The sequence below is a fragment of the Shewanella algidipiscicola genome, assembly GCF_900380485.1.
GTDB classification, from domain to species: domain Bacteria; phylum Pseudomonadota; class Gammaproteobacteria; order Enterobacterales; family Shewanellaceae; genus Shewanella; species Shewanella algidipiscicola.
Genome location: NZ_OXJV01000001.1, coordinates 262963 through 276938, shown reverse-complemented (window position 1 = coordinate 276938; position 13976 = coordinate 262963). Strand labels below are relative to the sequence as shown.

The following is a 13976-nucleotide window of genomic DNA, read 5'->3' as shown; positions in this document are numbered from 1 at the left end:
CTCTAAAATTTTTAGCCCATAAATATAGCTTTGTTATAGGGTCAAATGCTATTAAACTGGCTTAGACGCTATGTTCCATTTTTGAGACAGTGATAAAATAATGCCAGATTTGAACGGTATGATGCTATTCGCAGCGGTAGTGAGGGCTAAAAGCTTCTCTCAGGCGGCTCGCGATATCGGCATGCCAAAATCCACCATAAGTCGTAAAGTCGCCCAACTCGAAGAGCAGCTAGGCGTACGTTTATTGCAGCGTAATACCCGTAATTTAAGCCTGACTCAAGTGGGTGCATTATTTTATCAACATTGCAGTAGTATTAACGATGAAGTTGAAGCTGCCAAGGCCACCATTGAAAATACACATAATGATGTATCTGGTTCATTACGTGTGGCTATTCCGGTATCCTTTAGCCAAGAGCTCATCGCTAACCTATGCAGTAGCTTTATGCGCTTATATCCTAACGTGGCACTCGACGTCCAATTTACCGATAATGATGTTGGTTTAGTGGGTGAAGGTTATGACATCGCCATCAAATATGGCCCGCTACAATCCTCTGACTTGGTGGCGCGTTTATTGTTAGAACGTCAACCCATATTAGTGGCCAGTCCAGCATATTTAAAAGCCAAAGGCACCCCTGCTACACCACAGGAACTGAGCGAACATCACGGTATTTTACTTGGTACTTCGCGCTCAGCCCCGATTTGGCCGCTAGGAAAAGGCCAACGTAAAACCATGGTCAATTTTAAACGAAAAGTGAGAGTAAACAGTGCCATCATGGTGAAACAACTAGTATTAGATGATTTTGGCATTGCCATGCTATCTAATTCTGTGTGTAAAACCGAGTTAGCTAGCGGCAGCCTTGTACCACTTCTGCAAGACTGGCCCATCGAGCCTTTCAAAGTATATGGGGTGTATTCGAGCAGGCGTCAGCTGGCGACGAACATTAGCGTGTTCTTAGATTTTTTTACTAAACGCTTCAGCAGTCATGAATCGCTGCAGTCATTAATGATGTAACAGCGCTCATCATTCACAATAGTGACTAGGCTGAACCACCAAGCTCTCTCAACCGCCGCGAATCCTTAAATGGCATGGTATTACTTGCTATATGATGCCTTGATAAAAAAATAAAAAATCGGCAATAATTAAAATAAAATGGCTAACACTTTTTAGTATTAGCCATCTAAGATTAGCCCGCCGCTTGACTCAATTTCACATAAATTAATGACCATAGCGCTATCATCGTCATATCTTAAGCAAGATCCCCTCTGTAAACTGTCAACTGCTAGAAACGATACGGGAAACGTAAACTTAATTGATAATCGGGTGAATCCTCGGTTAAACCAGCACCAATGCTTGTGACCATAGACAGGTTCTCAGTTAGCGCCAATGTCGCGCCAAGGCCAAGCGATGCGGTATTGGTATCTGTCCTAGTGATATCTTGCCAATCACTGCCTTTAGGACGCTGCTGAGTTTTAGCGTAAAACCTCTGGTTAAAGCTCATGCCAATACTCATTCTTTCTGACACCGCAAATGCAAGCCCCAAACTGTAATCAATGTAATCCCCCAAATCGATCTCGCCGGGCGATAATCCAGGTAACCCAGATAGATCGCCATACTCTTCAGGGATAAAGGTGCCGTAGTTGAGATTAAAAAATACAATCGCGGGATCATAGGTTTTAGCCAAACTAAAACCGGTTGAGAGCCCTAACACGCCAGCCCCCGTCGCAATATCCACAGGATAAGTTAAATTACCCGACTCAGACGATTCTAGCTCAATACCAAAAGGATCTGTCCCCGTGGGCAAACGTACCCTGACGTTCCAAACCCAATCGGGCCAACCATTACCCTCGGTCATTACCCGATAGTAAGCGGCTAAACTCATATCTCCAATTTGTCCACCTTCAACCTTGGCAGACTCATATAGTTGGCTCGAATTCCCCTCCCCTACAGACTCATATTTATTAAGGCGATACACATAAGGAAAACCCATTTCGAACTGCCATTGGTCATTGAGAGTATAGCGCGTAGTTAAGTCAAGCTGGACCGTATTAGAGCGTATTCTATCGAGGTTTAAATTACCTAAAAATATGGCATCTAATGCAAGAAAACCTCGTAAAACCAAATCCTTACGCCCATAATAGCTGTAGGTCATAGAGGATTCGACAGTTAACTTACGATCAAACACATTATGCGCCTCTTGCAACACATCATCTGTACTGCGAGAGCGTTCCGGTTCCTTTTTCACTTGTGCTACCGGGGCTGAAGACGCTGGTTCTTGAGCACGCGGTTGTTGCGGTTGCCGTTCGATCGTTTGAGCTGCTTGCTCCTGCGCATCGGTGGTATTACGTTGAGACTGATTAAGCGTTGCTTCTTTCGCTAAGATTTTTTGCGCCATTTGATTAATGGCTTGCTGCTGCATCTGTGCTTGTTTATTAAGGAAGATGAGCTGTTTTTTTAGCAATTGAAGCTCGTCAGCTTCTGTCATTGAAGCTTGATTTTGATCGTTATCAGCCGCGAAACAGGGGGAATTAACACACGCAATCGATACTAGCAGGGCAACCTTAGTCCATTTGACATCCATTGATAGTTATCCTTAATTAACTTTATATACTCGCCTGAAAACTATAGACCAATTCCCATGATGTCGCGTACTTGTAAGCCCATTAATTGTCGCTCTTTTATTCCAATATCAATTCCTTGATAGCGTATTAATGAACTGTTAGTAATTTGATTAAACCCACCAATAATATTGATTGATTGCATCAACTGACCATTACCCTCTTGAGACAATACTCCTTGTGCAAACGATGCTGATTGTAAGTCGACCCGATAACCCAATTCACCGCTTTTAGCAGAATAGAGCACATTACCACTACTGTTAACTAAGGTTTGTCCTAATATGATTTCGACACCATTAGCCAGTGGAGCTAATGCTCCCTGGGTGATATCGAGTTGATTGTTTACGTTATTAAAATCACCTGTGATTTGAATTTGTTGCTGCAAGCCACTCGCCTGTCCAGAGGTGGACAGTCCCAGCGAGTTATCCGTTAGCGCCCCTTTATCAGCAATGGTAATGACAAGTTCGGGACGATCATTTGATGCCGACATCTCAATTTGCATGCTCACCTGCTGAGCGAGCCCCTGAGCATTGAGATATTGGGTTTGCATCAATAAACCAAAGTAAAAGTCTTGGCCATTTTGGGTGTATTTCCCCCTCTGCTGAGCCAACTCCTGATCTGATAATGGCGCTTGTGCATCAAAAGCATCTAATGGCAGATTGGATGCTAAAGCTGAATTGGCCAATAAAACCCCTGTTACTAAGCAAAATTTCATTTTGCCTCCTTTAAAGCATATCTGCATATTGGAAACCAAACTCTAATAGTTCAGCATCGGTTAATGGTTGCAATGGGCTTAGCACGTTATACGTTAATCTGTTTCTAGGCGTTATAAGCGGATTATCTTTAATGTATTGATTACCTATAACGACAAAGACAATTCCGTTCCATTTGTTGGCAAACTCTTCATACTCTAGAATACGATTTCCAAGTGCAGGGTCGCCAAGAAAAACCTGATTTTCAGTAAACCGTCTCATCACAACAAAATGACTGTACCCACCATCATTTAACAGCACTATCGCCGGAATTTTTAACAGTAGAAGCTCTTTAACTCCCACCCTATATCCTCGGCCACGCATATTCTGCGTTGCTAAGTAACGTTTCATATCTAACAAGGAAAAACCTTGCTCTTGCACTAATTCAATATCTGCAATCTCGAGCATACCCAATAATACATGCTCTTCGCTTATCTCATCTTGACCATATCCATACTTAAGAATGCTAGCTAAACTGGCGGCACCACATGAAAAGTCTGTTCTTTGCGGCACCACAAATTCAAACTTACGCTCTCTGATACTTTGGATATTTTTAGTGTAGTTCCCCATGCCGGGGATCATGCCAGTCAACATTATTTCAGCTGCAATGGCATATTGATAAATGCCTAAACACAGGCATAACAATAAATACTTCATCTGGGTGTCCTTAGTGATGCAGCAGCTCAAAGCATCTTGAGCCACTGCGATACTAAAAGAATACTGAGCAATTATTGTTCAGATACGATAGCTCCTCCAGTCATGCTTGTAAGAGACAGGTTGTTTGACTGCAGGTTGCCAGTACCAGACGCCATATTTACGCCAATATTACCTGACGCATTTTGGAAAGCACCACCCGCTATAGCAACGGTATTAGTGGTTTTTTGAGTGACGGTTTCAATAAAGAAAGGCATTGAACCAGTCACAGTGCCAGCTAGCTCAAGTGTACCTGATTCATCAAAATCGAGAGTATCACCACCTGGGTTTTCACCGTCCATATCCATATGACCCCATAATACGGAATTGTCACCATCATCATGAGCCCCATTATCCTGCCAAATTTCTGGATAAAAACCACCATTCTGAGTCGAACTTCCCGCATAAGTACCCGATGCACCTAATGTTAACGTCACATCAACAGATTCAGCTGTATTCTGCACAACGCTTTCATTTAAGGTGATATTATGACCTGAAACTTGGTTATTTGAGACCGTCGCTTCACCTAAGCTACCCGTATGTGCTGAAGCAGCCATATTATTGGCTTGAACATTGTTAGCACCTGATGCGATGTTCACACCTATATTACCCGAAGCCCCATTGAATGCTGAGCTACTAATGCTGGCACTATTGGTGGAGGCATAATTCCCGGTACCATTGAATGTACCACGTTGGCTACTGAAAATTTCAGCATCACCAGAGCCAAACGCAAACGAGGCGTCTATCGATGCGAGTGCTGCAGAATTTCCTTGCACATTATTGTCGCCCGCCGCTTGGTTTACCCCAATATTACCGCTGGCATTACTAAAAGCCTCATCGGAAATTGAAGCCGCATTATCAACGTAAGAGTTACCGACAATATTAGCGCCCACTTCTTGATTGTTCTCAACCACAGCCATACCTAGGCCATTAACCCCGATATCACCTGAAATTTTGACTTTACCTTTATACTCAAGATCCTTGGTAACACTCACTTCCTTTTTGAGCTCAACAGAACTATCTGAATCTGTTTCACCATTGGCAAACGCATTGGCACTAATTGCTGCACTAATACACATTACTAAAGTTAATTTCTTCATTTCCATTTCTCCATTAGGATGATTTAATTCCCACTTGGTAACTGCAGCGAGAACTGATTTATGGCGGTGTTACCATCGCCAGAAATTTGGTTGATTTGCACTATACCTTGCACATTTTCAAAACTATCAGGCGCGATAAAAGACTGATTATTATCAAGATGACCAATAGGCAAAGCACTGGGACTGGTCACACTTTCAAGTGACTTGTCATCGAGACCAAAACCAACAACAGATTGAAGCGCTATGGCCCCAAGATTGGCTTGAATGTTTCCTTGACCACTGACCTGATTGATACTGATCAGCCCTTGGCTATTTTCAAACGCTAACTCTTCGATTGACGTTTGATTGATAGCATCACCGTAAGTACTGTCGGCTATGTAAGGGTTTTTCTGATTAGAGAGGATGACGACTTGCCCACCGATCGCATGACTATTGGTTTGTAAGTTTTGATCGCCAGCTGATTGATTAATTGCTACTCGCCCCTGAGCATTTAAAAAAGCCTGCGGCGCGATAATGGCGGTATTACTAAGCGAATTAAGGCGATAACTCTGGGTACCAACACTCGGGTTTGTCACACTTGAGCCATCTACGTTGGACTCTCCCATATCTGGGCTATTACTATCGGCAGCAACAGTACAAGCCATCGCGCTAAATAATAAACATATACACGGTTGTCCGTAACTTAGTCTCATTTAGCCCTCTTCATTAAGATTGGTGGTAGTCGTCTAATGAATGAAGCAAACAACAGGCCAAAAAATGAAACGTTAAAGATCAACACCTTATATTATTAATGAAAAAAAACGTCTCAAATTTAAGACAAAAAAAATAATAAGACCTTGATCTTATTATTTTTAAAGATTAACGTCAGCGTCTCACTACTGAGAATTAAGAGTCGATTGCATAAATGTCATGCTTATCAATTAGGCGATATAATGTTGCTCTTGATATTTGCAAATCATTTGCCACAACATCCATTTTTCCGCTATGTTTTTCCATGACTTGGATAAGGGTATTTTTTTCTACTTCATCTTTAATTTTCTTTAAGCCTCTAGCAAAACAGGATTGATTAATTGAATTTTCAAGTTCTAGATCAGAGGCTTGTATAATACCAGTTTCGCATAGTAGTACCGCACGACGAATACGATTAATTAATTCACGCACATTACCTGTCCACTGGTGCTCTAACATAGCGACTTTAGCTTGTTCGCTAAAATGACAACCCCCTAAAGCATACTCTGAGGCATATTTCTGACAAAAGTGCTCAGCAAGGGAGATGATATCCTCCTTACGGTCACGCAGTGGTGGCAACTCAAGCGTGAGGCCATTTAAACGATAAAACAGATCTAAGCGGAACTCACCGCGTTTAATCGCTGCATCTAAATCGATATGTGTCGCGGCAACAATACGCACATCAACAGAGGTCGGCTGACTTCCACCGACTGCATCAAAAGTACCTTCTTGTAAAAAACGCAGCAGATTAACCTGTTGATCCAGTGGTAAATCACCTACTTCATCCAAAAATAACGTACCGCCATGAGCTTGGCTTATTTTGCCTTTATGCCGGTTTATGGCTCCAGTAAAAGCCCCTTTTTCATGGCCGAATAATTCAGATTGCACTACACCTGAAATCAATGACCCGCAATTTACCGCCACAAATTCACCTGATGTACGTTGAGATTTTTGATGTATTTCGCGAGCTATCAGCTCTTTACCCGTGCCACTTTCTCCACGAATAAGAATAGGGATATCGGTTGGTGCCGCGCGATAAATTTGTTTACTCAAGGCCTGCATCACCCGAGAGCACATGATAGTTTTTGAGGGAAAATGTTGGGAGTTATCAGCTTGGGCTGCACACCTTAAGCGCATTCTAATCAAGCCTAATGCGTGCCCTAATATGCGTGTTAACCTATCGGCATCAAATGGTGCCGTATGATAATCCCAAGCATATTTTGAAATAAGCATTTGAATACTATTGAATTGTAACTGTTTATTTTCAACCAACATTAATACTAAGGCATTTTTATTTAGCTGGTTAAGTATCAACTCTGCCCAATCGGTTTGATCCACACCTCTTAAATCCAGTAGTAATATATCTATATTAAAATTAAAACTTTGCATATTCTCAACATCATGAAATTCGGTACAAATACCATGAGTCTTTAACCCTTTACACAACCCATCATCATAAACATGCCCAATAACGTTAAGACTCCTCATATCAAGCTCCCATTCTTGTTTCTCAACACCATGACAACTCCTAAATTTAACGAACCCATTGAAAACAAAATTGAAAAAAACAATTAAAATATCAATATAAATTTAAAATTAGGACCTCAACTTTACAGATGACTTAGAATAAGAAAGTATAGTAATAAAATACTATTTAGATAAAATAAATTTTATTAACTCAATATAATGAAAAATACATAACATCCTATCCTTAAACATCGTTAGTCACCCGATGGTTACCATGACATCCTAGTATTATCATCATTGAGCTTAGGTAACTTTCCATCGTCGTTATTCTGATGCATACTGAGGTCAAAATAGCACCATGTCATAGCAGTTTAGGCAACTGATATTGCGTGTATTTACCGCACAAATAACCCTTGAAAGGATACGGCAATGATTCACCTGCGCTCGGCACTGCTATTCACCTTGCTTGCAACAAACCTTATCGCCTTACCTACATTAGCTAAAACAGACGTTGAAGAGGCGCGTTTACCTAAGGCCAGTGCGGCCATGCCAAACGTAGTCAATCGATATCAGGCGATGATTGATGACTTACGGCAAAAATACTTACGTCAGTCTGACGAACTAGTGATGACCCAGATGGTTGCTCGTCAGGGTGAGCGATTGTGGCAACAAGCGGTCAGGGACGTACAATCTGGCGGTCAGGATGATAGGCCGCTCTATTGGAGTCGTCTAGCGATGAAAACTCAACTAAAACAGCATCAACCTGCATTTAACATTGCCCCCTGGCAACGCAACATATTGCTTAACGCTGTAGAGAAATCCTCCCGTGGCTTTAGCGACATCAATTTCAAACCTAATAACCAAATTCGCATACTCTTAACGGGCTTCGATCCCTTCTTTCTCGATCGCGATATTGACCAAAGTAACCCCTCAGGCTTAGCTGCTTTAGCTCTAGATGGTTACCACTTCACGGTTAATGGCAAGCAAGCTCAAATTGAAACAGTTATGGTACCAGTTAGATTTGCCGACTTTGACCAAGGGATCATTGAGTCACTTCTCACCCCCATCTATCGCGATAACCGCGTCGATGCTATTTTTACCGTCAGTATGGGTCGAGATAACTTCGATTTAGAACGCTTCCCAGGCCGTAACCGCAGTGCCGATGCTCCCGACAACCTCAACATCATGACGGGGGCGACCCCAGCCGCACCTAAAGCACCATTACTAGAGGGCAACACCTTAAACGGCCCTGAATTTGTGGAGTTTTCATTGCCAGTAGACGCAATGCAAAACATCGAAGGACGCTGGCCAATCAATGACAATCGAACTGTGACCACATTAACAAAAGGAACTTTTAGCGCCGACTCATTACTCGAGTTGCAAAATGCAACCTCGGTTGAAGGCTCTGGCGGCGGTTATCTCTCCAATGAGATCTCCTACCGTGCCGTGCTGTTAGGGCAGCAATTTAATAGTGCCATTAAGGTAGGCCATATTCACACCCCGCGGGTCAGTCGCCACGATCCCGTCACTGAGATGGCGATTGTCGATCAGATAACCACTATGGTCGAAGCCGCAGCAACTCGGTTATAATCCCCAGAACCAACAGCGCCCCTAACCACACTGGGGCGCAAACATAAGATTTAAGATGTATCAACGCATTAACACACTAATTAAGAAAGATATGACGCTTAAGGCTTGCTTATCACCTGCTGCAACAACACAATTGCCACAGACAGACAACCAAGCACAAATACTGGCCCAAGTTGACCTTTGTTACCAACATGCTGAGCATCAATTACAGCGCCGTTTTCCTCGCCCAGAAGTTAACTTTAAACTCAGAGGTAAAAGTGCTGGTACAGCGCATTTACAACTCAATAAGTTGAGGTTTAATGCCGTCTTACTCGAAGAAAACCCAGAGATATTTTTAACTCAGGTCGTCCCCCACGAGATCTGTCATCTGCTCGCCCACCAGCTTTATGGCCGCGTCAAGCCCCATGGCATTGAGTGGCAAACCCTAATGACAACTCTGTTTAAACTGACACCCAGCACAACTCACAGCTTAGATACCCGTTCAGTACAAGGAAAAACCTTCGCTTATCGCTGTGATTGTGGCCCGGTTTCGTTGAGCATTCGCCGTCACAATAAAGTGGTACGAGAGCAAACTCGTTATCGCTGCCGGCGCTGTAAACAGACCCTCACCTCGGCTTAGTCGAGCACGAGATGACCAAGATTATCGACAAAGCAACGCAACATCGAGCGACGTCGGTTCTCCTCGCCGCTTGCTTAAGCTGCGCCCCATCCCGTAAAATCGGCACCAAACAGCCGAAGTGCTGTCATTAAGCTTGCCATGGCCCTGTCGCGTCACTCGCCACTGTGCCTGGCAAGCTTTGTTATCTTTTTAGGGATTAGATGTGTTAAGAAATATTTATGCTCGGCACCATTTGGTGCTGAGGGCTGTGGCGTTGCTGGTATTATCACTGGTGTCGGCCAATACCCTTGCCTCGCACCCTAGCAGTTTTAACCAAGCCAAAAAAATTGCGCGCACGATTTACAGTCAAGACCTTACCACCACCAGTTTTTATTGCGGCTGCGATATCACCATTAAGGGGAAGCTGTGGCAACCGGACTTTAATCGCTGTGGTTACCAGGTGCGTAAGCAACAAAAACGCGCCAGCAGAATTGAATGGGAGCACATAGTGCCCGCGTGGGAGTTTGGTCATCAACGCCAATGTTGGCAACAAGGTGGCCGTAAACATTGCGGCAAGAGCGATAATCTGTTTAAAAAAATGGAAAGTGACCTGCATAATTTGGTGCCTGCTATCGGCGAAGTCAATGGCGATCGCAGCAACTACCGCTTTAGCCAGTGGAACGCAACACCGGAGCAGTATGGTCAATGTGCCATGGTCGTCGATTTCAAGTCTCGTAAAGTGGAACCACCACCCCATACCCGTGGACAGATCGCGCGTACCTACCTTTATATGCAGCAGACTTACGGCTTACAGATTGCCAAAAGTCAGCTAAACCTGTTTAAAGCATGGGATAAAACCTATCCAGTTGATACTATTGAGTGCCGACGCGATAACGCCATCGCCACACGTCAGGGCAACCATAACCCATTTGTGCAAAGCCAGTGTCAGCAACAAGCCAAGATACAGCAAACTGCGGAGTAGCAGATGAGAATACCCAGAATTTACCAAGCAGGCTCCTTAGACCTAGCCTCTAGCGTTATGCTCGATGCTGAAGCGGCTGGACATGTAGGCCGCGTACTGCGAATGGGCCCAGGTGAACAGCTTGAACTGTTCAATGGTGATGGTCACAATTATGTAGCCGAGATCGTCAGTGCCAGTAAGAAAAATGTCGAAGTGAAGGTCTTAACTAAAACGGTTAACGACAATGAATCACCACTGCACCTGCATCTTGGGCAAGTGATCTCCCGCGGCGATAGAATGGACTTTACCATTCAAAAGTCAGTTGAACTGGGCGTGAATACAATAACACCTCTATTTTCAGAGCGTTGCGGAGTTAAATTATCGGGCGAACGCTTAGAGAAAAAGATTCAGCAATGGCAAAAAATTGTGATTAGCGCTTGCGAACAATCGGGTCGCAGTGTGGTCCCTGTCGTGCGACCCGCCATGGCATTAGTAGACTGGAGCCATGAGAGCAGCACCGCCATTAAGCTCAATTTACATCCAAGAGCCTCACACGGTATCAAAGGCTTAGCACTTAATACCACGCGTGTACGCCTACTGATTGGCCCAGAAGGTGGATTATCGGAGCAAGAGATTGCGCTGACAGAACAAGACAACTTTACCGATGTGCTCTTAGGCCCAAGGGTACTGCGCACCGAAACGGCAGCCTTAACTGCCATAAGTGCACTACAACTTAATTTCGGCGACTTGGGCTAACCCAATCGCCACAACGAATGCGCCACAATTGAATAAGGAAAGAGAGATGATTAAGCTTGGCATCGTGATGGACCCCATCAGCGACATCAACATCAAGAAAGACTCTAGTTTCGCCATGCTGATGGCGGCCCAATCTCGGGGTTATCAGCTGTTCTATATGGAGATGCATGATCTTGCCATGGTCAATGGCGTCGCCATGGCGACCATGCGCCCATTAACTGTGCAGCAGGATGAGCAAAACTGGTATCAGTTAGGTGACGCCGTCGACACCCCGATGGCTGAGCTCGATGTTATCTTAATGCGCAAAGATCCGCCGTTTGATACCGAGTTCATCTACGCCACTTATATGCTGGAGCGCGCCGAAGAGCAAGGTGTGCTAATCGTCAACAAGCCGCAAAGCTTGCGTGATGCCAACGAAAAACTGTTTACCGCTTGGTTTAGCGAGTTTACTCCCGAAACCATAGTGACGCGCGATGCTGCGCGTATTCGTGCTTTTTATCAACAAAAGGGCGATATCATCTTAAAGCCATTGGATGGTATGGGCGGCAGCTCGATTTTCCGCGTGAAGCAAAACGATCCTAACCTTGGGGTGATCATCGAAACCCTCACCAACCATGGTCAGCAATATGCCATGGCGCAAGCCTTTATCCCAGATATCACCTCAGGTGACAAACGGATCTTAGTGGTCGATGGCCAACCTGTACCTTATAGCTTGGCGCGGATCCCACAAAAGGGTGAGACCCGTGGTAACTTAGCCGCTGGCGGTAAAGGTGTGGCGCAGCCTTTGTCAGAAAGCGATTGGGCCATTGCCAATGCGATTGGCCCTGAGTTGAAAAAACGTGGACTGATTTTCGTCGGTTTAGATGTGATTGGCGACAAACTGACTGAAATTAATGTCACCAGCCCAACCTGTATCAAAGAGATCCAGGCAGCCTATGACGTCGATATTACCGGCATGTTGATGGACGCTATCGAAGCTCGTATTAAGTCATAACCTGGAGCCATGATGAAGTTATCAACGCTTATAGCCACCTGCTCACTTGCTACGGCGCTGCTGCACAGCAGCATGATAAGTGCCAATCCATTATCGCCAGAGGCGGCCCCTAGCCGTCCTAAAAATATCGTGATCATGATCGGTGATGGGATGGGGCCTGCTTATACCAGCGCCTACCGTTATTATCAGGATAATCCTAACACTCAAGAGGTTGAGCAGACTGTGTTCGATCGCCTCGCCATCGGCAGTGCCAGTACTTATCCGGCAGCGGTGAGCGGCGTGGTAACCGATTCCGCCGCCGCGGCCACCGCATTGGCGACTGGGGTCAAAAGTTATAATGGCGCTATATCGGTCGATACCGATAAGCAACCCATTGATACCATCATGGAGCTGGCGAAAAAACGCCATATGAGTACTGGCGTGGCGGTCACCTCGCAAATCAACCACGCCACCCCCGCCGCCTTTTTGAGCCACAACGAGAGTCGCCGCAACTACCAAGCATTAGCCAAAAGCTACCTCAATACCGATGCAGATGTCCTCCTTGGCGGTGGGCAAAAGTATTTTCCAGCCGCCCTCATTAAAGAGTTTGAAGCTAAGGGCTATCATTATCTTGCCGATTTCAGCCAACTCTCACAGGTAACGCAACCTAAGGTCATTGGGCTCTTTGCCGATGTGCAATTACCCTGGGCGATTGATGAGCCTGAGGCCAATCGTCTTAGCCTGATGACAAGTAAAGCCCTTGAATTACTCTCAACTAATCAGCAAGGTTTTGTCTTATTAGTCGAGGGCAGCCTTATCGACTGGGCCGGCCATAACAAGGATATTGCTAGCGCAATGGCGGAGATGCATGAATTTGCCAGAGCCATAGAGGTGGTTGAGCAATACATTCGTAACCACAAGGACACCTTGTTAGTGGTGACGGCCGATCACAATACGGGAGGGTTATCGATAGGTGCTAATGGTGACTATCGCTGGGACAGCCAAGTATTACGTAATATAAGTGCCAGCCCTACGACGATTGCCACCGAGGCCATAGCCGCCGATGACTGGCGCACCGTAGTTGAAAGTCGCTTGGGTTTATCACTGAATGAATCCGAGACTCGCCAACTGGCAAATGCTCGGATGCAAGGCCACAAGGTACTCGATAACGCCATTAAACGCCTTATCGATACCCGCTCTAACACTGGCTGGACAACCGATGGTCATACAGGCATGGACGTGCAAGTCTTTGCCACAGGCCCTGCGGCAAGCCTATTTTCTGGCTATCAAGATAATACCGATATCGCCAACAAAATAATCAGCCTATTACCCAAGGTGATGCCAGCCCAACAATCCCAAAATCAAGACGCTCCAAAAGCGACAAAGATAACAGGGGTAAGCCAAGAGCCCAAAGGCCAATCATTAACACAAAAGCCTAGCGCCATGAATGCCACGCTCACCCAGTAACAAGCACTTACCACAACGCAATTAGCCCTTAATGTGCTTAACTTTACGGCTTAAGTTGGCGAAATACATAAGGGCTTAAGTGCTGAACTTGGCATTGGCAGCCTAATGCTGGCGTGCAGCATGGTTAAGTGCGTACGCAATATGTGCCAGATATCAGCAAGTGACGATTAATCACCACCTTCAATTTATACTCCAAGCACAAGGTATAGATGATGGTGAAGCAGCAAGATGCCAAGCATTAACAAGTCGCTACTCCAGACTAAAATAGACTTAA

The 13976-nt window shown here is 44.9% G+C and carries 13 protein-coding genes; 7 read left to right on the top strand and 6 right to left on the bottom strand.

Going from position 1 to position 13976, the window contains the following annotated elements:
* Positions 1-100 precede the first annotated feature (100 nt).
* A complete protein-coding gene (locus DN599_RS01245; protein ID WP_110455844.1) occupies positions 101-1012 on the top strand; it encodes a LysR family transcriptional regulator in 912 nt (303 codons plus the stop codon).
* Positions 1013-1280: 268 nt separating this feature from the next.
* On the opposite strand, the gene DN599_RS01240 is transcribed toward DN599_RS01245, so the two are convergent.
* The 6 genes from DN599_RS01240 to DN599_RS01215 form a co-directional block, all read right to left on the bottom strand.
* The gene (locus DN599_RS01240) at positions 1281-2579 is read right to left on the bottom strand and encodes a cell envelope integrity protein TolA (RefSeq protein ID WP_110455843.1); all 1299 of its coding nucleotides are present in this window, start codon (positions 2577-2579) and stop codon (positions 1281-1283) included.
* Between the two features lie 41 nt (positions 2580-2620).
* Positions 2621-3331, bottom strand: coding sequence for a hypothetical protein (locus DN599_RS01235; protein ID WP_110455842.1), 711 nt, complete (start codon positions 3329-3331; stop codon positions 2621-2623).
* 10 nt (positions 3332-3341) lie between these two features.
* The gene (locus DN599_RS01230) at positions 3342-4025 is read right to left on the bottom strand and encodes a C39 family peptidase (protein WP_110455841.1); all 684 of its coding nucleotides are present in this window, start codon (positions 4023-4025) and stop codon (positions 3342-3344) included.
* Positions 4026-4096: 71 nt separating this feature from the next.
* Complete coding sequence (locus tag DN599_RS01225; protein ID WP_110455840.1) at positions 4097-5161, bottom strand: hypothetical protein; 1065 nt, start codon at positions 5159-5161, stop codon at positions 4097-4099.
* Positions 5162-5184: 23 nt separating this feature from the next.
* Positions 5185-5853, bottom strand: a complete 669-nt coding sequence (locus DN599_RS01220) for a hypothetical protein (protein ID WP_162599130.1) — start codon at positions 5851-5853, stop codon at positions 5185-5187.
* A gap of 193 nt (positions 5854-6046) precedes the next feature.
* A complete protein-coding gene (locus DN599_RS01215; RefSeq protein ID WP_110455838.1) occupies positions 6047-7378 on the bottom strand; it encodes a sigma-54-dependent transcriptional regulator in 1332 nt (443 codons plus the stop codon).
* Positions 7379-7786: 408 nt separating this feature from the next.
* Here DN599_RS01215 and DN599_RS01210 point away from each other — a divergent pair, with 408 nt between their 5' ends.
* From DN599_RS01210 to DN599_RS01185, 6 genes are all read left to right on the top strand, one after another.
* Entirely contained in the window at positions 7787-8947 is a 1161-nt protein-coding gene (locus tag DN599_RS01210; RefSeq protein WP_110455837.1) for a pyroglutamyl-peptidase I, read from the top strand.
* A 55-nt stretch (positions 8948-9002) separates the two neighbouring features.
* Positions 9003-9566, top strand: a complete 564-nt coding sequence (locus DN599_RS01205) for a SprT family zinc-dependent metalloprotease (protein WP_110455836.1) — start codon at positions 9003-9005, stop codon at positions 9564-9566.
* A 214-nt stretch (positions 9567-9780) separates the two neighbouring features.
* On the top strand, positions 9781-10527 hold the full coding sequence (locus DN599_RS01200) for an endonuclease (protein WP_162599160.1): 747 nt from the start codon (positions 9781-9783) through the stop codon (positions 10525-10527).
* A gap of 3 nt (positions 10528-10530) precedes the next feature.
* Positions 10531-11262 carry a 16S rRNA (uracil(1498)-N(3))-methyltransferase gene (gene rsmE / locus DN599_RS01195; protein ID WP_110455834.1) on the top strand — a complete coding sequence of 244 codons (732 nt, stop codon included), beginning with the start codon at positions 10531-10533 and terminating at the stop codon, positions 11260-11262.
* A gap of 46 nt (positions 11263-11308) precedes the next feature.
* Positions 11309-12256 (top strand): glutathione synthase, encoded by a 948-nt coding sequence (gene gshB, locus DN599_RS01190; RefSeq protein ID WP_110455833.1) that lies wholly within the window; start codon positions 11309-11311, stop codon positions 12254-12256.
* A 12-nt stretch (positions 12257-12268) separates the two neighbouring features.
* Entirely contained in the window at positions 12269-13702 is a 1434-nt protein-coding gene (locus DN599_RS01185) for an alkaline phosphatase (protein ID WP_110455832.1), read from the top strand.
* Positions 13703-13976 lie beyond the last annotated feature (274 nt).

What these genes read in the sequence shown, in the direction of transcription:
- DN599_RS01215 (WP_110455838.1), bottom strand. Translation starts at nt 7,378, where the DNA reads ATGAGGAGTCTTAACGTTATTGGGCATGTTTATGATGATGGGTTGTGT.
- DN599_RS01205 (WP_110455836.1), top strand. Translation starts at nt 9,003, where the DNA reads ATGTATCAACGCATTAACACACTAATTAAGAAAGATATGACGCTTAAG.
- DN599_RS01225 (WP_110455840.1), bottom strand. Translation starts at nt 5,161, where the DNA reads ATGAAGAAATTAACTTTAGTAATGTGTATTAGTGCAGCAATTAGTGCC.
- DN599_RS01210 (WP_110455837.1), top strand. Translation starts at nt 7,787, where the DNA reads ATGATTCACCTGCGCTCGGCACTGCTATTCACCTTGCTTGCAACAAAC.
- DN599_RS01235 (WP_110455842.1), bottom strand. Translation starts at nt 3,331, where the DNA reads ATGAAATTTTGCTTAGTAACAGGGGTTTTATTGGCCAATTCAGCTTTA.
- DN599_RS01245 (WP_110455844.1), top strand. Translation starts at nt 101, where the DNA reads ATGCCAGATTTGAACGGTATGATGCTATTCGCAGCGGTAGTGAGGGCT.
- DN599_RS01185 (WP_110455832.1), top strand. Translation starts at nt 12,269, where the DNA reads ATGAAGTTATCAACGCTTATAGCCACCTGCTCACTTGCTACGGCGCTG.
- DN599_RS01240 (WP_110455843.1), bottom strand. Translation starts at nt 2,579, where the DNA reads ATGGATGTCAAATGGACTAAGGTTGCCCTGCTAGTATCGATTGCGTGT.
- DN599_RS01220 (WP_162599130.1), bottom strand. Translation starts at nt 5,853, where the DNA reads ATGAGACTAAGTTACGGACAACCGTGTATATGTTTATTATTTAGCGCG.
- DN599_RS01230 (WP_110455841.1), bottom strand. Translation starts at nt 4,025, where the DNA reads ATGAAGTATTTATTGTTATGCCTGTGTTTAGGCATTTATCAATATGCC.
- rsmE (WP_110455834.1), top strand. Translation starts at nt 10,531, where the DNA reads ATGAGAATACCCAGAATTTACCAAGCAGGCTCCTTAGACCTAGCCTCT.
- gshB (WP_110455833.1), top strand. Translation starts at nt 11,309, where the DNA reads ATGATTAAGCTTGGCATCGTGATGGACCCCATCAGCGACATCAACATC.